The sequence below is a fragment of the Agrococcus sp. GW821-FHT14H11 genome (assembly GCF_058803545.1).
This window is the reverse complement of record NZ_JBXAPA010000006.1, coordinates 24,093-41,987: the sequence shown is the minus strand read 5'-3', so window position 1 is coordinate 41,987 and position 17,895 is coordinate 24,093. Positions and strand designations below refer to the sequence as shown.

At 74.2% G+C, this 17,895-nt stretch carries 16 protein-coding genes, 1 tRNA gene and 1 pseudogene; 7 read left to right on the top strand and 11 right to left on the bottom strand.

Annotation, left to right across the window (positions count from 1 at the left end):
* Window positions 1–2 precede the first annotated feature (2 nt).
* Window positions 3–575 carry an isochorismatase family protein gene (locus AC1RNL_RS07965; RefSeq protein WP_492934928.1) on the bottom strand — a complete coding sequence of 191 codons (573 nt, stop codon included), beginning with the start codon at window positions 573–575 and terminating at the stop codon, window positions 3–5.
* A gap of 117 nt (window positions 576–692) precedes the next feature.
* Between AC1RNL_RS07965 and AC1RNL_RS07960 the strand changes: the two genes are divergently transcribed.
* The 5 genes and pseudogenes from AC1RNL_RS07960 (at window position 693) to AC1RNL_RS07940 (ending at window position 3,770) form a co-directional block, all read left to right on the top strand.
* The gene (locus AC1RNL_RS07960; RefSeq protein ID WP_164877051.1) at window positions 693–854 is read left to right on the top strand and encodes a DUF8730 family Cys-rich protein; all 162 of its coding nucleotides are present in this window, start codon (window positions 693–695) and stop codon (window positions 852–854) included.
* A 107-nt stretch (window positions 855–961) separates the two neighbouring features.
* Window positions 962–1,375, top strand: a pseudogene (locus AC1RNL_RS07955) (hypothetical protein); the annotation flags it as partial.
* Window positions 1,376–1,445: 70 nt separating this feature from the next.
* Window positions 1,446–2,006, top strand: a complete 561-nt coding sequence (locus tag AC1RNL_RS07950; RefSeq protein ID WP_492934927.1) for an alpha/beta hydrolase — start codon at window positions 1,446–1,448, stop codon at window positions 2,004–2,006.
* A complete protein-coding gene (locus AC1RNL_RS07945; protein ID WP_492935017.1) occupies window positions 2,003–2,935 on the top strand; it encodes an alpha/beta fold hydrolase in 933 nt (310 codons plus the stop codon). The genes AC1RNL_RS07950 and AC1RNL_RS07945 overlap by 4 nt, the downstream gene beginning before the upstream one ends.
* A gap of 1 nt (window position 2,936) precedes the next feature.
* The gene (locus tag AC1RNL_RS07940) at window positions 2,937–3,770 is read left to right on the top strand and encodes a glycosyltransferase family 2 protein (protein WP_492934926.1); all 834 of its coding nucleotides are present in this window, start codon (window positions 2,937–2,939) and stop codon (window positions 3,768–3,770) included.
* Window positions 3,771–3,808: 38 nt separating this feature from the next.
* Here the strand turns inward: AC1RNL_RS07940 and AC1RNL_RS07935 are convergent.
* A tRNA-Thr gene (locus AC1RNL_RS07935) sits at window positions 3,809–3,884 on the bottom strand.
* Between the two features lie 107 nt (window positions 3,885–3,991).
* Between AC1RNL_RS07935 and AC1RNL_RS07930 the strand changes: the two genes are divergently transcribed.
* Window positions 3,992–6,409, top strand: coding sequence for a phosphoketolase family protein (locus AC1RNL_RS07930; RefSeq protein WP_492934925.1), 2,418 nt, complete (start codon window positions 3,992–3,994; stop codon window positions 6,407–6,409).
* Window positions 6,410–6,422: 13 nt separating this feature from the next.
* Here the strand turns inward: AC1RNL_RS07930 and AC1RNL_RS07925 are convergent, their stop codons facing one another.
* The 9 genes from AC1RNL_RS07925 to AC1RNL_RS07885 all read right to left on the bottom strand — a co-directional run bounded on the left by AC1RNL_RS07925 (window position 6,423) and on the right by AC1RNL_RS07885 (window position 15,603).
* Window positions 6,423–8,000 (bottom strand): alpha/beta hydrolase, encoded by a 1,578-nt coding sequence (locus tag AC1RNL_RS07925; protein ID WP_492934924.1) that lies wholly within the window; start codon window positions 7,998–8,000, stop codon window positions 6,423–6,425.
* A 38-nt stretch (window positions 8,001–8,038) separates the two neighbouring features.
* Window positions 8,039–9,199 carry a DNA polymerase III subunit delta' gene (locus tag AC1RNL_RS07920; protein ID WP_128188826.1) on the bottom strand — a complete coding sequence of 387 codons (1,161 nt, stop codon included), beginning with the start codon at window positions 9,197–9,199 and terminating at the stop codon, window positions 8,039–8,041.
* A gap of 10 nt (window positions 9,200–9,209) precedes the next feature.
* Complete coding sequence (gene tmk, locus AC1RNL_RS07915) at window positions 9,210–9,842, bottom strand: dTMP kinase (protein WP_492934923.1); 633 nt, start codon at window positions 9,840–9,842, stop codon at window positions 9,210–9,212.
* Window positions 9,839–12,544: a type I DNA topoisomerase gene (gene topA, locus AC1RNL_RS07910; protein WP_396131330.1), complete on the bottom strand. Its 2,706-nt coding sequence runs from the start codon at window positions 12,542–12,544 to the stop codon at window positions 9,839–9,841. The genes tmk and topA overlap by 4 nt, the downstream gene beginning before the upstream one ends.
* Before the next feature lie 72 nt (window positions 12,545–12,616).
* Entirely contained in the window at window positions 12,617–12,973 is a 357-nt protein-coding gene (locus AC1RNL_RS07905) for a helicase (protein WP_492934922.1), read from the bottom strand.
* A complete protein-coding gene (locus tag AC1RNL_RS07900; protein WP_492934921.1) occupies window positions 12,974–13,294 on the bottom strand; it encodes a TadE family type IV pilus minor pilin in 321 nt (106 codons plus the stop codon). It lies immediately after the preceding gene.
* Complete coding sequence (locus tag AC1RNL_RS07895) at window positions 13,295–13,468, bottom strand: DUF4244 domain-containing protein (protein ID WP_146357911.1); 174 nt, start codon at window positions 13,466–13,468, stop codon at window positions 13,295–13,297.
* Window positions 13,469–13,756: 288 nt separating this feature from the next.
* On the bottom strand, window positions 13,757–14,593 hold the full coding sequence (locus AC1RNL_RS07890) for a type II secretion system F family protein (RefSeq protein ID WP_492934920.1): 837 nt from the start codon (window positions 14,591–14,593) through the stop codon (window positions 13,757–13,759).
* The gene (locus tag AC1RNL_RS07885; protein ID WP_492934919.1) at window positions 14,590–15,603 is read right to left on the bottom strand and encodes a TadA family conjugal transfer-associated ATPase; all 1,014 of its coding nucleotides are present in this window, start codon (window positions 15,601–15,603) and stop codon (window positions 14,590–14,592) included. Before AC1RNL_RS07885 ends, AC1RNL_RS07890 begins: the two co-directional genes overlap by 4 nt.
* A gap of 275 nt (window positions 15,604–15,878) precedes the next feature.
* Here AC1RNL_RS07885 and acs point away from each other — a divergent pair, with 275 nt between their 5' ends.
* Window positions 15,879–17,819 carry an acetate--CoA ligase gene (acs, locus tag AC1RNL_RS07880; RefSeq protein WP_128188326.1) on the top strand — a complete coding sequence of 647 codons (1,941 nt, stop codon included), beginning with the start codon at window positions 15,879–15,881 and terminating at the stop codon, window positions 17,817–17,819.
* The last annotated feature ends 76 nt before the right edge of the window (window positions 17,820–17,895 follow it).

The window sequence follows — 17,895 nt, the reverse complement described above, 5'->3', positions numbered from 1 at the left end:
GGTCACGGCAGGCCGACGACCTCCACGCCCGCGTCCCGCAGCTCGTCGAGCGCCGCCGCGCGCGTCACGGGCGACACCGCAGAGGTCAGGCCGTCGATGACCCGCACGGAGAGCCCGGCGAGCGCCGCGTCGAGCGCCGAGGCCTTCACGCAGTAGTCGGTCGCGATGCCGACGACGTCGAGCCGATCGACGCCCTGCTCCTCCAGCACCTCGCCGAGCGTCTCGCCGTCGTCGGTCGTGCCCTCGAACGCGGAGTACGCGGGCTCGCCCTGCCCCTTCTTGATGTGCACGTCGATCGCGAGCGCGTCGAGCGCGGGGTGGTACTCGGCGCCCTCGGTGCCGGCGACGCAGTGCACCGGCCAGGAGTCGACGAAGTCGGGCTCCCCTGCCGCGAAGTGCCCGCCGTTGTCGCTGTCGGGGTCGTGCCAGTCGCGGCTCGCGGCCACGAGCGCGTACTCGTGCTTGCGCAGATGCTCGGTGATCGCGGCGGCGACCGCCGCCCCACCCGTCGTGCCGAGCGCGCCGCCCTCGGTGAAGTCGTTCTGCACGTCGACGATGAGGAGTGCTGTGGTCATTCGCCCAGCGTAGGACTCGGATGCGTCGCCCGAGTTGCGGAGGCGATACCCCGGTGGGTATCGTGGGTCGCAACCACATACCCCCAGGGGTATTGCCGATCGCCTCGAGGAGACATCATGTGCCGATCCGTCCGCTGCCGAACCTGCGGCAAGACCACCTGGGCCGGCTGCGGCCAGCACGTCGCCGAGGTGCGCCGCGGCGTGCCCGCCTCGCAGTGGTGCGGAGGCCACCAGGACGAGCCGAAGCGCGGCTTCTTCGCGTCGCTGTTCGGCCGCTGACCGACAGGGCATAGCGGGCGCCGAGGGCGCGGCCGTATCGTGAGGCGCCAGAGCGTCGTGCGGTGCGGCCGCACCGGTCGGCGCAGGATCGGCGAGCAGGTGCACGCATGACGACGGGACCGGGGTCGACCCGCCTCTGGCGAGCCCTCCGCCGGGCGCTGCCGTCGCGCGGCGTGCCGGTCTGGGCGTGGCGCGCCATGATGCGCGCGGTCGCGGGCCGCGAGCTGCGCACGTTCAACGCAGACCCGATCGCCGACGTCCGCTACGACCTCGACATCGACTACGTCGGGGACGGCGACGCCGCGCACCGCCTCGACGTGCTGTCGCCCGCGGGGCACGCCGATCGAGCGGGCGCCGGGGCGGCGCCGCTGCCGGTCTACGTCTACTTCCACGGCGGTGGGTGGACCTCCGGCGACAAGGCCGCGCTCACGAAGTACTGCGCGAGCCAGAGCGTCGGCGGGATGGTGGTCGTCAACGCCAACTACCGCCGCGCGACGCGCGCCCACATGGGGCACATCCTGCAGGACGCGGCAGCCGTGATGGCGTGGGTCACCGAGCACATCGCGTCCTACGGGGGGCGACCCCGAGTCGGTGGTGCTCGGCGGCGACTCCGCGGGCGGGCAGATCGCCGCGCTGCTCACCGCCGCCTCCTTCCACCCCGAGCTGCAGCACCACCACGCGCTGGCCTCCGTCCCCGACCGGCGCATCGTGAAGGGGCTCGTGCAGCACTGCAGCGTGGTCGACTTCTCCGTCGTCTTCGAGCGGGGCTCCGCGCTCAGCCTCGACTTCATCCGCATGCTCGTGCCCCGTCACCGGCACGTCCGGGGCGCGACGGCGTCGGCGGCGGCGCGCTGGCTGCGCGGCGAGGCCCGGTTCCTCTCGCCGATCGAGTGGCTCGCGCCGGAGTTCCCGCCCGTGCTCGTGACCACCTCCGAGCGCGACTACTTCTACCGCGCCAACATGAACTTCCTCCAGCGGCTCCGCGCGCACCGCATCCCGGTCGAGGCGCTCGTGTACGACCGGTCGGCGCGCAGGGCGGTGCACACGTGGCAGCAGAACGCCGCGCACGCCGAGTCGCAGGAGGTGTACCGCCGGCTGCACCGGTTCGTGCAGAGGGTGACGGGCGCAGCCCCGGAGGGCCTCCGCGCATGACCGCGACGCGCGGCGGCCCGGGTCCCGCTCCGGAGGGCGGCGGGCCGCTGGAGCGCTGGCACACCGGCGCCGGCGCCCGCGTCGTCGACGTCGTCGACTGGACCGCGACGCCCCGCGGCGCATCCCGCTCGTGGTTCGACGCCCCGAGCGGACGGCTGGCGACCCTCAGCATGGGGCCCGAGGAGGGCGAGTCGGTGCTGCTCGCGCCGGGCCTGACCGGCTCGAAGGAGGACTTCTCGCTCGTCCTGCCGGGCCTGGCGCATGCCGGGCTGCGCGCGCTCAGCTACGACCTCGCGGGCCAGTACGAGTCGGCCGCGGCGGGCCCGGAGCGCCTCGTGCCGCCGCGCGCCCGCTACGACTACGACCTGTTCGTCGACGACCTCATCGCGCTGCTCGAGTCCCGCGGCGGCCCGTCGCACGTGCTCGGGTACTCGTTCGCCGGCATCGTCGCGCAGCTCGCGCTCGTGCGACGGCCCGAGCTGTTCTCGAGCCTGACGCTCATGAGCTGCCCACCCCGGCCCGGCCCGGGCTTCCGCGACGTCCCCGTGGTGGGGCGGTTCAGCGTCGTCGCGAGCAGCCGCGTCAACGCGGCGATCGTGGTGTGGGCGCTGCGCCGCAACGTCGCCCGGGTCCCGCGCTCGCGCATCCGCTTCGTGCGGCAGCGCTTCGGCCTGACGCGGCGCCGATCGGTCACCGACGCCTTCGAGCTCATGCAGCACACGCCGGACGTGCGCGGGATCCTCGCCACCGCGCGCCTGCCGAAGCTCGTCGCGGTGGGCGAGCACGACATCTGGCCGCTCGAGCTGCATCGCCGCTTCGCCGCCGAGATCGGCGCGCGCCTCTCGGTGTACCCGGGCGGGCACAGCCCGTGCGAGACCTCGCCGCTCGAGCTGACCGAGGATCTGCTGCAGCTCATCCGCGGAGCCTGACGTGCGCATCTCCGTCGTGATCCCCGTGCGCGACGACGCGATCGCGCTCGAGGGCTGCCTCGCCGCGCTCGCGCGCCAGTCGCGCGCGCCCGACGAGATCCTGGTCGTCGACAGCGGCAGCATCGACGGCAGCGCCGAGGTCGCCGCGCGCCACGGCGCGCGCGCGCTCGCGGTGCGCGCGCCCGGCATCCCCGGGGCGACCGCCGCCGCGCTCGACGCGGCCGTCGGCGACGTGCTCGCGCGGCTCGACGCCGACACCGTGCCGCCGCCGCAGTGGGTCGGGCGCATCGAGGCGGCGTTCGCCGCCGACCCGCAGCTCGACGCGATCAGCGGGGCCGCGACCTTCTACGGCGGCACGTGGCTCGTGCGGTACCTCGGCCGCAAGAGCCTCACGGTGGGCTACTTCCGGCTGATCGCCGCGCTGCTCGGGCACGCGCCGCTGTACGGCTCGAACTTCGCGATGCGCGCCGACCTCTGGAGGCGGATGCGACTGGCCGTGCACCGCGACCGCGCCGACGTGCACGACGACGTCGACCTGTCGCTGCACCTGCCGCCCGGCAGCGCGGTGCGCTACGACCCGCAGCTCACCGTCGGCGTCTCCGCCCGATCCTTCACCCGCCCCCGCGGCACGCGCGGCCAGATCGGGATGACGGCTCGCACGCTGCTGGTCACGAGCCGCGAGACGGGCCTCATGCGCCTGCGCCTCGCGTGGTTCCTCGCGGCGCTGCCCACGGGCGCTGCCGCGCGCGGCCCGCTCGGCCGGCTGGAGCGGCGGACGGCGGCGGCGTCGAGACGCGGCTGGCGGCGGCTGCTGCGCCGGTTCCCCCGCCGCTGATGGACCGCGGGCCCGGGACGATGCCGGGGAGGAAGTGCTGGTGCCGCCTGGGAGAATCGAACTCCCGACCTATTCATTACGAGTGAATCGCTCTGCCGACTGAGCTAAGGCGGCGTGCCGAGGCACGATCATCGAGCATAGCGCATGGCCGGCCTGCGCCACGACCGGCGGGACGGCATCCGCCCTTGACGACCGAGGGCGCCGCGCACCAGGCTCGAGCCATGACGGCGACCGCCTGGCAGCGACGGGGCGGCGAGCCCTCCCCCGACGACCTCGACCGCGTCGACGCCTGGTGGCGCGCGGCGAACTACCTGAGCATCGGGCAGATCTACCTGCTCGAGAACCCGCTGCTGCGGCAGCAGCTCGCGCGCGAGCACATCAAGCCGCGGCTGCTCGGCCACTGGGGAACCACCCCGGGACTCACGTTCCTGCAGGCGCACCTGAACCGCGCCATCCGCGAGCGCAAGCAGCGCACCCTCTTCGTCACCGGGCCCGGCCACGGCGGGCCCGCGGTCGTCGCGGGCGCCTGGCTCGACGGCGTCTACGCCGAGCGCTACCCCGAGGTCGGGCTCGACGAGCGCGGCATGCAGCGGCTCTTCCGGCAGTTCTCGTTCCCGGGCGGCATCCCGAGCCACGCCGCACCCGAGACGCCCGGCTCCATCCACGAGGGCGGCGAGCTCGGCTACTCCCTCGCGCACGCCTACGGCGCCGCGTTCGACGACCCCGACCTGCTGGTCGCCTGCGTCATCGGCGACGGCGAGGCCGAGACCGGTCCGCTCGCGACCGCCTGGCACGGCAACAAGCTGCTCAACCCCGCAGCCGACGGCGCCGTGCTGCCGATCCTGCACCTGAACGGGTGGAAGATCGCCGGCCCGACCCTCCTCGCGCGCATCCCCGAGCACGAGCTCGTCTCGCTCATGCGCGGCTACGGCCACGAGCCGCTCGTCGTCACCGTCGGCTTCGACGACGAGCCGACGCGGGAGGTGCACGCGCGCTTCGCCGCGGTGCTCGACGACGCCCTCGACCGCATCGCGGCGATCAAGGCCGACGCCGCCGCGGGCACGCTCACCGAGCGGCCCGCGTGGCCGATGATCGTGCTGCGCAGCCCCAAGGGCTGGACCTGCCCGGACGAGGTCGACGGCGAGCGCATCGAGGGCACCTGGCGCGCCCACCAGGTGCCGCTGTCGGGCGTGCGCGACGACGACGGCCACCGCCGCATCCTCGAGGAGTGGATGCGCTCGTACCGACCCGAGGAGCTCTTCGACGAGCGCGGCGCGCCGGCCGCCGCCGTGCGGGCCAACGTGCCGGAGGGCGACCTGCGGATGGCCGCGGAGCCGGCCTCGAACGGCGGCGTGCTGCGGCAGCCGCTGCGCCTCGCGGCGATCGGCGGGCACGCGATCGACGTCGCACCCGACGCGCGCGGCGCCGTCGAGGCGCAGGCGACGGCGGTGCTCGGCGAGTGGCTCGCCGAGGTCATCCGCGACAACCCCCGCACGTTCCGCATCTTCGGGCCCGACGAGACCGCATCCAACCGCCTCGCCCCCGCCGTCTACGCCGCCACCGAGCGCCAGTGGAACGCGCGCATCGAGCCCGGCGACGAGCACCTCGCCCCCACCGGTCGCGTGATCGAGGTGCTCAGCGAGCACCAGTGCCAGGGCTGGCTCGAGGGCTACCTGCTCACGGGCCGGCACGGGCTGTTCAACACCTACGAGGCGTTCGCGCACATCGTCGACTCGATGCTCGGCCAGCACGCGAAGTGGCTCGAGTCGGCGATGCACGTGCCGTGGCGCGAGCCGATCGCGAGCCTCAACTACCTGCTCTCGAGCCACGTCTGGCGGCAGGACCACAACGGCTTCAGCCACCAGGACCCGGGCTTCATCGACGTCGCGCTCAACAAGAGCCCAGAGGTCGTGCGCGTGCACCTGCCGTTCGACGCCAACACGCTGCTCGTGACCGCCGACCACTGCCTGCGCTCGACGGGCCGCATCAACGTCGTCGTGGCCGGCAAGCAGCCGGCGCCTCAGTGGCTGAGCATGGCCGAGGCCGAGGAGCACTGCCGTCGCGGGCTCGGCGTGCTGCCGTGGGCGGGCACCGAGCGGGAGGGGGCGCGCCCGGATGCGGTGCTGGCGGCGGCCGGGGACGTCCCGACGCTCGAGGCGCTCGCCGCGGCCGCCATCCTCCGCGAGCGCGTGCCGGAGCTGTCGCTGCGCGTCGTCAACGTCGTCGACCTCGGCAGGCTGCAGCCGCCGGACGTGCACCCGCACGGACTGCCGGACGACGAGTACGACCGCATCTTCCCGCCCGAGGCGCCGACCGTCTTCGCCTACCACGGCTATCCGTGGCTCATCCACCGCCTCGCGTACCGCCGGGGCCACCACCCGCACCTGCACGTGCACGGCTTCCTCGAGCGCGGCACGACGACGACGCCGTTCGACATGGTGATGATGAACGAGCTCGACCGCTACCGGCTGGCGATCGACGTGCTGCAGCGCGTGCCGGGGCTCGCCGAGGCGCACGCCGGGCTGCTCGACGAGCTCGTCGATGCGCGCGCGAGGGCCCGCGCCCACACCCGCGAGCACGGGGTCGACGTGCCGGAGGTCGCCGACTGGCGCTGGCCGGCGTCGTCGCTCAGCGGTTGAGCGCCGGGCCGCCTCAGCAGTCGATCTGCCCGGCGGGCGCGACGCCGTCGAGGAAGTACTCGTTCACCGGCCGGTCGACGCAGTCGTTGCCGCCGAAGTACTGCCCGTGGCCCTCCGCGTCGACCGAGATGAGCACGCCCGACTCGAGCATCGCCGCGAGGTCGACCGACTGCTGGTACGGCGTCGCCGGGTCGTTGATGCCGCCGATCACGATGATCGGCTCGGCGCCCGGCGCGGTGATCTCGTGCGGCTCGCGCGTCGCCTCGAAGGGCCACGCGGCGCAGCTGCCGAGCCCCACGAAGTCGGGCCCGAGCGTCGGCGCCGCGGCCATGATCTGCTCGGCGTTCGCGCGCACCTCGTCGAAGTCGGTGACCGGCGGGTAGTCGAGGCAGTTGACCGCGATGAGCGTCTCGAGCGAGTTGTCCTCGAACGAGCCGTCCGGGCGCACGCCGTAGTACGCGTCGGCCTGCGCGAACGCGGTCTCGCCGCGGCCCGCCGCGACGTCGGCGATCACCTGGCGCAGCGTCTCCCACTGCGCGTCGCTGTAGAGGTTGGCGGCGATCGCGGTGAAGAACGCGCCGGAGCCGAGCTGGCGGCCGTCGGCGACCTCGATCGGGTCGGCGTCGATCGCGTCGAGCAGGGCGCGCGTCTGCTGCAGCGCATCCTCCTTCGACCCCTGGAAGGGGCAGTCGCGCTGCTGCAGGCAGTCGGCGACGAAGTTGCCGTACGCGAGCTCGAAGCCGGCCGCCTGGTAGAGCGTGCCCTCGAAGTCGGTCGAGTCGGGCGCGACCGCCGCGTCGAGCACCATGCGGCCGACGTTCTCGGGGAACAGGTCGGCGTAGGTCGAGCCGATGAGCGTGCCGTACGAGACGCCGAGGTAGTTGAGCCGCTCCTCGCCCAGCAGCGCCCGGAGCAGGTCGAGGTCGCTCGCGACCTGCTCGGTGCCGATGTGCTGCAGGTAGTCGCCGGTGTGCTCGAGGCATGCGTCGCCCAGCCACTGCGCCGACTCGAGCTGCTGCTCGAGGTCCTCATCGCTGAGCGGCTCGGGCGCGGGGCCCGGCGGGATCTCCCACAGCCAGTCGTAGAGCTCCTGCGGGTCGTCGTAGCAGGAGATGGGCGTCGAGCCGCCGACCCCGCGGGGGTCGAAGCCGACGAGGTCGTAGTGCTCGCGCACATCCGGGTGCAGCAGGTAGTCGGCGTAGCTCTGCACGTACTCCACGCCGGATGCGCCGGGGCCGCCGGGGTTGTAGAGGATCGCGCCGCGGCGCTCACCGGTCGCGGGCGCCACCGTGACGGCGAGCTCGATCGACTCCTCGCCCGCGCTGAACCAGTCCATCGGGGCGGTGACGGTGCCGCACCAGTTGGCGCCGCAGTCCTGCCAGTCGACGTCCTGCCCGAAGTAGGGCTCGAGCTCGGGCGCGACCGCCTCGCCCGTGGGGCTCCACAGCGGCTCGTCGCTCGCGCCGGGCGTGCCGGAGGTGCTCGGGCTGCCGGGCAGCGGCGGCGGCAGGATGACGCAGCCCGTGAGGGCGAGCCCGGTGGCGGCGACGACGGCCAGTGCGGTGAGGCCGCGGCGGCGGAGGCGATGCATGCCCCCACGGTATTGCCCGAGCGTGTGGCCGGGGCCTGTCAGCGGCGCTGCGCCGCCCGCGCGGCGCGCACGAGCATCGCCTCGAGCGCCAGCAGCGGCGGCACGTTGGCCTCGATGCGCTCGCGGGCGATGCGGATCTGGTCGAGCACGTCGATCACGGCGGCGCGCTCGAGGTAGTCGGCTGCGGCCTGCACGGTCGGGCGCATCGCCTCGTTGACGAGCTCGCGCCCGACGCCCAGCTGCGTCATGAGGATGTCGCGGTAGAGCGAGAGCAGGTCGACGAGGATGCGGTCGACGCCGTCGCGCATGCCGCGCTTCGCGCGCTGCTTCTGGGCGTCGTCGAGCTCCTTCAGCTGGCGGCGCAGCTGCGGCGGCACGGTGCCGCCCGGCTCGATGCCGAGCTGGCGCAGCGCCTGCGCGCGCTCGGCCTCGTCGCGCTCGGCCGAGAGCGCGTCGGCGTCGGCCGTCGCGATCTCGACGTAGCGGGCCGCGGCGAGCACGGCCGAGGCCGCCGTCGACACCCGCATCGCGATCTGCAGCGTCTCGGCCCGGCGGGCCCGCGCCTCGTCGCTCGTCGCGAGCCGACGCGCCATGCCGATGTGGCTCTGCGCCTCGCGAGCCGCGCGCTCGGCGACCGCGGGGTCGACCCCGTCGCGCTCGACGAGCAGGCGGGCGACGTCGGCCGGGTCGGGCACCTGCAGCGTGAGGGTGCGCACGCGCGAGCGGATCGTCGGCAGCAGGTCTGCCTCGCTGGGCGCGCAGAGGATCCAGACGGTCTCGGGCGGCGGCTCCTCCAGTGCCTTGAGCAGCGCGTTGGAGGTGCGCTCGGCCATCCGGTCGGCGTCCTCCACCACCACGACGCGGTAGCGCGCGGTCGAGGGTGCGAGCGATGCGCGCTGCACGACGGCGCGGGCCTGCGCGATGGTGATGAGCACGCCCTCGGTCGAGAGCGTCACGAGGTCGGGATGGGTGCGCGCCTCGACGAGGGTCGCCACCTCCGGCTCGATGCCGGTCGGCGCAGACAGCAGCGCCGCGGCGAAGGCGTAGGCGAGGTTGGAGCGGCCCGATCCGGGCGGGCCCGTGAGCAGCCACGCGTGGGTCATCGCGCCGTGGGCGTCGCCCGGCTGCTCGGCCGCGGCGCGACGCAGCTGCTCGACCGCATCCGCCTGGCCGACGATCTCGCTCCAGCCGCCCGTCATCCGCTCCCCCTCAGTGGTGCGCGTCGAGCATCGCACGCACGAACGACACGACGCTCGCGTGCACCTCGTCGGGGGTGCCGGATGCGTCGACGACGGCGAAGCGGTCGGGCTCGGCCGCGGCGAGCCCCAGGTAGGCCTCGCGCACGCGCCGCGCGAAGTCGAGCCCCGTCTCCTCGAGCCGGTCGTACGGCGCGTGCTCGCGCGCGGCCATCCGCTCGCGCCCCGCCTCGGGCTCGATGTCGAGCAGGATCGTGAGATCCGGCAGCAGCCCATCGACGGCCCACAGCGACAGGTCGCGCACCTGCTGGCCGTCGAGCTCGCGGCCGGCGCCCTGGTAGGCGACGGAGGAGTCGAGGTAGCGGTCCTGCACGACGACGTCGCCGCGCTCGAGCGCAGGCCGCACGAGCGTCGCGACGTGCTGCGCGCGGTCGGCGGCGTACAGCAGCGCCTCGGCGCGCGGCGCGACGTGCCCCTCGGTGTGCTGCACGAGCCGGCGGATCTCGACGCCGAGCTCGGTGCCGCCGGGCTCGCGCGTGCGCACGACCGTGCGGCCGCGCTCCTCGAGCCACGCCTGCAGCATCGCCGCCTGCGTCGACTTGCCGGAGCCGTCGCCGCCCTCGAGCGTGATGAAGGCGCCGGTCACTGCTCCGCCGCGGGCTTCTTCGCCGCCGGCTTCTTCGCGGCCGGCTTCTTGGCAGCCGGCTTCTTGGCGGCGGGCTTCTTGGCGGCCGTCTTCCGCACCGGCTTCTTGGTCGGGCCCTTCTCGCGCTTGAGCTGCAGCAGCTCGATCGCGCGCTCGAAGGTGATCGCCTCGACCTCCTCGCCGCGCGGGATGGTCGCGTTCGTCTCGCCGTCGGTCACGTAGGGGCCGAAGCGGCCGTCGCGCACCTTCACCGGCTTGCCCGAGACCGGGTCGGCGTCGAACTCCTTGAGCGCCGACGCGGCGCGCCGGGCGCCGTACTTCGGCTGCGCGAACCGCTCGACCGCCTGCTCGAGCGTGATCGAGAAGATCTGGTCCTCCTCGTCGAGCGAGCGGGTGTCCTCGCCCTTCGACAGGAACGGACCGTAGCGGCCCGGCCGCGCGGTGATCTCGACGCCCGACTCCGGGTCGACGCCCACGACCCGCGGCAGCGAGAGCAGCTTGAGCGCGGTCTCGAGGTCGACCGACTCCGGCTCCATCGCCTTGAAGAGGGATGCGCGGCGCGGCTTGGGCGCGGCCTTCCCCTTCTTCGGGGCGACGGGCTTGCCCTCGTCGTCGAGCTCGACCGGCAGCGCCTCCTCGATGTAGGGCCCGAAGCGGCCGTTCTTCACGACCACGTCGAGGCCCGTCTCCGGGTGCTGCCCGAGCACGCGGTCCTGCACGGGCTCGGCGGCGAAGAGCTCCTCCGCCTTCTCGGGCGTGAGCTGGTCGGGCGTGAGGTCCTCGGGCAGGTTCGCGCGCTTCGTCTCGCCGTCGGGGCCGGTGCCCTCGAGGTAGGGGCCGTACTGGCCCACGCGCAGCGTGACGCCCTCGGCCACCGGGATCGAGTTGACGGCCCGCGCGTCGATGTCGCCGAGGTTCTCGACGGTCGACTTCAGGCCGGGCCGCTCGTCGCTGCCGAAGTAGAAGCGCTGCAGCCACTCCTGCCGGTCGAGCTCGCCGTCGGCGATGCGGTCGAGGTCGGCGAGCATCTCGGCGGTGAAGTCGTAGTCCACGTAGTCGCCGAGGTTGTCCTCGAGCAGCTTGATGGTCGAGAACGCGATCCAGTTCGGCACGAGCGCGCCGCCGCGCTGCGTGACGAAGCCGCGGCGCACGATCGTGTCGATGATCGAGGCGTACGTGGACGGCCGGCCGATCTCGAGCTCCTCGAGCGCTTTCACGAGGCTCGCCTCGGTGTAGCGCGGCGGAGGCGTCGTCACGTGCTCCTTGCGCTCGAGCTCGGCGAGGTCGACGCGGTCGCCGCCCTTGACGTCGGGCAGCGTGCCCTCGGCCTCGGCGTCGTCGGCGTAGCGCGAGGCATCCTTGCCCTCCTCGTACGCCTGCAGGAAGCCGGGCTCGGTGATGACGGTGCCGGATGCGGTGAACTCGGCGACGCCGCGGGCCGTCTTCTCCGAGGCGATGGTGATGGTCGCGGTCTGGCCGGTCGCGTCGATCATCTGGCTCGCGACGGTGCGCTTCCAGATGAGCTCGTACAGCCGGTGCTCGTTGGGCGTCATCGACGCCTTGACCTCGCTCGGGGTGCGGAAGGCCTCGCCGGAGGGGCGGATCGCCTCGTGCGCCTCCTGCGCCGACTTCGACTTGCCGGCGTAGTGGCGAGCGGCCTGCGGCACCGAGCCCGGGCCGTAGAGGCTCGTGGCCTGCGCGCGCGCTGCGGCGATCGCCTGCGACGACAGCGAGGGCGAGTCGGTGCGCATGTAGGTGATGTAGCCCTGCTCGTAGAGCGACTGCGCCACCGACATCGTCTGCTTCGCCGAGAGCTTGAGCTTGCGGCCCGCCTCCTGCTGCAGCGTCGACGTCGTGAACGGCGCCGACGGGCGGCGGCGGTACGGCTTCGACTCGACGCCGGCGACCGCGAAGGCTGTCTGCTCGAGCTCGGTCGCGAGCGACTCGGCCGCCTCCGCGTCGAGGATCGTGCGCACGCCCTTGATCTGGCCCCGGTCGTCGAAGTCGCTGCCGGTCGCGACGCGGGCGCCGTCGAGGCGCACGAGGCGCGCGCCGAAGCGCGACCCCTCGGCCTCGAACTGCGCGGTCAGGCTCCAGTAGCCGGCGGCGACGAACGCCATGCGCTCGCGCTCGCGGTCGACGATGAGGCGGGCGGTCGGCGACTGCACGCGGCCGGCCGACAGGCCCTGCCGCACCTTGCGCCACAGCACCGGGCTCACCTCGTAGCCGTAGAGGCGGTCGAGGATGCGGCGGGTCTCCTGGGCGTCCACGAGCGGCATGTTGAGCTCGCGCATCGAGTCCTTCGCCTGCTCGATCGCGTCCTTCGTGATCTCGTGGAACACCATCCGCTTGACCGGCACCTTCGGCTGCAGCACCTCGAGCAGGTGCCACGCGATGGCCTCGCCCTCGCGGTCCTCATCCGTCGCGAGGATGAGCTCGTCGGCGTCCTTGAGCGCGCGCTTCAGCTCGGCGACGGTCTTCTTCTTCTCGTCGCTGACGACGTAGTAGGGGGCGAAGCCGTGGTCGACGTCGACGGCGAACTTGCCGTACGACCCCTTCTTCAGGTCGGCGGGCAGGTCGCGCGGGCTGACGAGGTCGCGGATGTGGCCGACGGAGGCCAGCACCTGGTATCCCTCGCCGAGGTACCGCTCGATCGTCTTGCCCTTCGCCGGGGACTCCACGATGACGAGCTTCTTGCCCATGCTCACGCTCACTGCTCTTCTTGGGGGATGGTGCGCCCGACCGGGCCACGCCTCGACACAATACACACGGTGTCATGGTGCTCCCCAGGTCGGCGGTCCGGCGACGGCGGTGCCGGATGCGCGCCACGGGCCGACCGGGACGACAGCCGTCACGCGCGCATCGAGCCCGTCGAGCGCGCACCCCTCGAGCCGTGCGCCGCTCGCCGCCGCGACCGCTTGCGCGAGCGCGCACGGCGCGCCGTCGGCGAAGCCGGAGCGCGCATCGGCTGCCGCAAGCGCGGCCGCCTCCGCCGCGGCCGCCGCCCGCGCCTGCGCGATCGACGCGGTGCCCGCGCCGACGACGAGCAGCGCCAGCAGCAGCGCGGTGCAGGCCACCGCGAGCGCGAGCGCGGCGCCGGCGCCCCGCTCCTCCGCCCATCGCGAGCGCATCTACCGGCCGCCGCCGTGCGCGCAGCTGCTCGCCTGCAGCGTCAGCGCGCCGCCGAGCGCGTCGCGCGCCAGCACGGCGCAGACGAGCTCCCCGCGCGCCTCGATGCGCAGCGCGGCGCCGTCGGCGTAGAGCGCCGGGTCGTCGCCGCGCCCCGCCGCCCTCGCCGCCGCGCCCGCCGACTGCTCGAGCCCGACCTGGGCCGCTGCCGCCGACACCGCAGCGACCGCGAGGCCGATGGCGAGCACGGCCGCCGGCAGCGCCGCGGCGAGCTCGGCCGTCACCGCGCCGAGCTCGCCGCGGCGGTCGCTGCCGGGTGCCACCTACTGCACCGTCAGGGCTCGCTGCACCATGTCGGTGAGGATCCCGCGCACCTCGTCGGAGCGCAGGATCACCACCAGCAGCCCGGCGAAGCCCACCGCAGCCATCGTCGCGATGACGTACTCGGCGGTCGCCGCGCCGTCCTCCTCCTGCACCAGCCTGTCGAGCATCCGCATGCTCGCCTCCTTCCCTCGGGGAGCCCCAAGGGTGCGCCAGACGCGGGTGCGGGCGTGCGGCGATCGAGCCGCCCTGTGGAGGAGCGGCTCGATCGGGATGCTGCGGGCGACCCGGTCAGGGGTCGCCGACGGGCCTCAGCGCCGGCGCTGCTGCGGGCGGATGGGCACCGTCGCCACGATCGGGTGCGGGGCGCTGCCGAACGAGGCGGCGAGCGCGGCGAACCAGTTGACGATGGACTCGAAGAGGTTGCGCATGCCCCGACCGTAGGCGCCCGACCTGTCCGCCCCCTAGGTGAGCGGGGTGAGGGCGCCGGTCAGCATCGACGCGATGAGCGGCACGATCACGAGCAGCGAGAAGGCCGGGAGCACGCACGCGCCGAGCGGCAGCGACAGCTGCACTGCGGCACGCTGCGCCCGCGCCTCGGCCTCGAGCCGTGCGCGGATGCGCGCCGCCTGCGCCTCGGCCAGCAGCAGGCCGCGCACCGGCACGCCCGCGCGACGCGCGAGCGCGAGCGCCGCGTCGACCTCGGCCCAGCCGCCGGCGGCCACCCCGGCCTCCGCGAGCGCCGCCTCCGCCGCGGCGCGGGCGCGATCGGTCGCGCCGCCGCCCGCGAGCGCGACGGCGACCAGGTCGAGCGCCAGCCCCGGCGCCGCCTCGCCGCGCGCCGCGCGGCGCACGATCGCCCGCGACCAGGCCCACGCCACCACCAGCAGCGCCGCGCCCAGGAGCATCGACCACGTGCCGACGCCGCCGCTCGTCGCCGCGCCGACGACATCGAGCCCGAGCGCCAGCCCGAAGCCGACCCCGACGATCGGCAGTGCCATCACCAGCCGAGCCGTCGCGCGCGGCCCGGCGAGCGCCGCCTCGAGCGCCCGCGACTGCACCGCCTGCTCGCGCAGCAGCCCGGCGAGGCGCTCGAGCGTCGGCGCGGTCGGCGCACCCGTCTCGCGCGCGAGCGCGAGCACCGCGGCGACCGTGCCGCTCGCGCCGCCCGCCTGCGCGTCGACCGCCGACGCATCCGTGCCGAGCACCGACCACGCGCGATCGATCGGCAGGCCGCCCGCGACGAGCGCCGCGAGCCGGTGCACGGTCGCGGCGGCCTCCTCCTGCGCCGCAGCGGTCATCGCCGCCGCACCGCCAGCCGATCGCCCTCGAGCACCAGCGACCCGATCGCCGCCACCCGGCGCGCGGGCGAGCCCGCGACCGCCGCGCGCTCGACGTGCAGCACCGCGTCGATCGCGCTGACCGCCTGCCGCGCGAGCGCTGCGGGGCCGAGGCCCGCGAGCGCGCCGAGCGCCTCGAGCCTCGCCGGCACGTCGTCGAGCGAGTTCGCGTGCAGCGTGCCCGCGCCGCCGTCGTGGCCCGTGTTGAGCGCCGACAGCAGCTCGCGCACCTCGGCGCCGCGGCACTCTCCCAGCACGAGCCGATCGGGCCGCATGCGCAGCGCCTCGCGCACGAGCTGCTCGAGCCCGATCGCGCCCGCCCCCTCCGCGTTCGCCTGCCGCGCCTCGAGCGCCACGACGTGCGGATGACGGATGCGCAGCTCGGCGACGTCCTCGATCGTCACGATGCGCTCCCCCTCCCCCGCCTCCGAGAGCATCGCGCCGAGCAGCGTGGTCTTCCCCGAGCCGCCGGCGCCCGAGACGAGCACGTTCGCGCGCCGGGCGACGAGCGCACGCACCTCGGCGAGCGGCACGAGCGCGAAGGCGCCCGCCGCGTCGAGCTCGGCCAGCGTCAGCGAGCGCACGCGCGGCAGCCGGATCGACAGCTGCGCGCCCGCGACCGCGACGGGCGGCAGCACTGCGTGCACGCGGATGCCGTCGTGCAGGCGCACGTCGACGCACGGCGTCGCCTCGTCGACGTGGCGCCCGCCCGCCGCGACGAGCGCGACCGCGAGCGCGCGGACGCGCTCCGGCTCGAGCCGCAGCGCCGCGGCCTCGGCGCCCCGACCGCGATCGACCCACACCTGCCCGCCCGTGACGAACACATCCGTCACCGCCGCTTCCGCCACGAGCGGCGCGAGCTCGCCGAACTCGCGCAGCGTGCCGCCGTCGGCCGCCGTGCGCGCCGGGTCGCGCGTGCTCGGGCGCGGGGCGCCGGCGACGAAGGGGATCCCGGTGGCGCGCTGCTGCATGGGCGCACGCTACGGGCGGCGAGCGCCGTGCGGGGACCGCCGCCGGGCGGCTGTGGAGAGGGCGACCGCGCCGCAACGAGGGAGGCGGCGCCCACCTGGGGGGAGGGGACGCCGCCGCAGGGAGGCGGATGGGGGATCCACCGGTCACCTGCTGGTGCCGGCAGGGCCGGCGTCGCCATCGTAGGCTTCCGAGCGCGCGCCGGGCGGCGCAACACGGCGCAACCTCGCGCCGCGCCCTCGCTAGGCTCGCAGCGACGAGGAAGTCTGGAGGACCCGTGTCGGACCACATCGACCACCTGCTCACCGAGACCCGCCGGTTCGCGCCCCCCGAGGCGCTCGCGAGCGAGTCCGCGACGGATGCCGCGCTCTACGAGCGGGCTGCCGACGACCGGCTCGGCTTCTGGGCCGAGCAGGCGCGCGAGCTGCAGTGGGAGACGCCCTTCACCGAGGTGCTCGACTGGCAGCCGCCGCACGCGCGGTGGTTCCACGACGGCACCCTCAACGTCGCCGTCAACTGCCTCGACCGGCACGTCGACGCGGGGCACGGCGACCGCGTCGCGCTGCATTGGGAGGGCGAGCCCGGCGACCGCCGCACCATCACGTACGGCGAGATGACCGCAGAGGTCAAGCGGCTCGCGAACGTGCTCACCTCGCTCGGCGTGCAAGCGGGCGACCGCGTCGCCATCTACCTGCCGATGCTGCCCGAGGCGGTCGCCGCGATGCTCGCCTGCGCCCGCATCGGCGCCGTGCACACCGCCGTCTTCGGCGGCTTCAGCCCCTCCAACCTCCGCGGCCGCATCGACGACGCCGGCGCGAAGCTCGTCATCACCACCGACGGCGGGCACCGCAAGGGCAAGGTGTTCCCGCTGAAGCCGACGGTCGACGAGGCGCTCCGCGAGCCCGGCCACGGCGTCACGAACGTGCTCGTCGTGCGGCGGGGCGAGAACGAGATCGACTGGGTCGACGGCCGCGACGTCTGGTACCACGAGGCGATGGCCGACGCCGAGCCCGAGCACGAGGCCGAGGCGTTCCCCGCCGAGCACCCGCTCTTCATCCTCTACACGTCCGGGACGACGGGGCGCCCGAAGGGCATCCTGCACACGAGCGCCGGCTACCTCGCGCAGACCTCGTTCACGCACCGCCACGTGTTCGACCTGAAGCCCGAGACCGACGTCTACTGGTGCACGGCCGACATCGGCTGGGTCACCGGCCACAGCTACATCGTCTACGGCCCGATGGCCAACGGCACCACGCAGGTGATGCACGAGGGCACCTTCGACACCCCGACGCCCGAGCGCCCCTGGCAGATCATCGAGCGCTACGGCGTGACCATCTTCTACACCGCCCCCACGGCCATCCGCACCTTCATGAAGCTCGGCCGCCAGCACACGCGCTCGAGCGACCTGTCGAGCCTGCGCGTGCTCGGCACGGTCGGCGAGCCCATCAACCCCGAGGCCTGGATCTGGTACCGCGACGTCGTCGGCGGCGGCACGACCCCGGTGATGGACACCTGGTGGCAGACCGAGACCGGCGCGATCATGATCTCGGGACTCGCGTCCGTGACGACGCTGAAGCCCGGCAGCGCGCAGGTGCCGATCCCCGGCATCGAGATCGACGTGGTCGACGACTCGGGCGCGTCCGTCGACGACGGCGACGGCGGCCTGCTGGTCGTGACGAGCCCGTGGCCATCGATGCTGCGCACCATCTGGGGCGACGACGAGCGCTACCGCGAGACCTACTGGGAGAAGTTCGGCGACCGCTACTTCGCCGGCGACGGCGCCCGCAAGGACGAGGACGGCGAGATCTGGCTGCTCGGCCGCGTCGACGACGTCATGAACGTGTCGGGCCACCGGCTCTCGACCGCCGAGATCGAGTCGTCGCTCGTCGCGCACGAGGGCGTCGCCGAGTCGGCGGTCGTCGGGGCGACGGATGCGACGACGGGCCAGGCGGTCGTGGCGTTCGTGATCCTGAAGGAGAGCGCCGCGCACCACCCCGTCGAGGAGGCCGAGCGCATCCTCCGCCAGCACGTGGCATCCGACATCGGCGCGATCGCGCGGCCCCGCCAGGTGTTCATCGTGCCCGACCTTCCGAAGACGCGCTCCGGCAAGATCATGCGGCGGCTGCTGCGCGACCTCGCGGAGGGCCGCGACCTCGGCGACACGACGACCCTCGCCGACCAGTCGGTGGTGGAGGCCATCCAGTCGCAGCTGCGCTGACGCGCCGCCCCGCCGCGCAGATGTAGGGCGAGTTGCGCTGGATGCGCCCGCATGGCAGCCGTCGGCCCTGCATCTG

Excerpts from the sequence above, each read along its gene's own strand:
- AC1RNL_RS07920 (WP_128188826.1), bottom strand. The coding sequence starts at position 9,199 with ATGACGGGCGGCTGGAGCGAGATCGTCGGCCAGGCGGATGCGGTCGAG.
- AC1RNL_RS07960 (WP_164877051.1), top strand. The coding sequence starts at position 693 with ATGTGCCGATCCGTCCGCTGCCGAACCTGCGGCAAGACCACCTGGGCC.
- AC1RNL_RS07930 (WP_492934925.1), top strand. The coding sequence starts at position 3,992 with ATGACGGCGACCGCCTGGCAGCGACGGGGCGGCGAGCCCTCCCCCGAC.
- AC1RNL_RS07945 (WP_492935017.1), top strand. The coding sequence starts at position 2,003 with ATGACCGCGACGCGCGGCGGCCCGGGTCCCGCTCCGGAGGGCGGCGGG.
- AC1RNL_RS07895 (WP_146357911.1), bottom strand. The coding sequence starts at position 13,468 with ATGCGGATGCTCGACAGGCTGGTGCAGGAGGAGGACGGCGCGGCGACC.
- AC1RNL_RS07925 (WP_492934924.1), bottom strand. The coding sequence starts at position 8,000 with ATGCATCGCCTCCGCCGCCGCGGCCTCACCGCACTGGCCGTCGTCGCC.
- topA (WP_396131330.1), bottom strand. The coding sequence starts at position 12,544 with ATGGGCAAGAAGCTCGTCATCGTGGAGTCCCCGGCGAAGGGCAAGACG.
- AC1RNL_RS07965 (WP_492934928.1), bottom strand. The coding sequence starts at position 575 with ATGACCACAGCACTCCTCATCGTCGACGTGCAGAACGACTTCACCGAG.
- AC1RNL_RS07905 (WP_492934922.1), bottom strand. The coding sequence starts at position 12,973 with ATGCGCTCGCGATGGGCGGAGGAGCGGGGCGCCGGCGCCGCGCTCGCG.
- AC1RNL_RS07890 (WP_492934920.1), bottom strand. The coding sequence starts at position 14,593 with ATGACCGCTGCGGCGCAGGAGGAGGCCGCCGCGACCGTGCACCGGCTC.
- AC1RNL_RS07885 (WP_492934919.1), bottom strand. The coding sequence starts at position 15,603 with ATGCAGCAGCGCGCCACCGGGATCCCCTTCGTCGCCGGCGCCCCGCGC.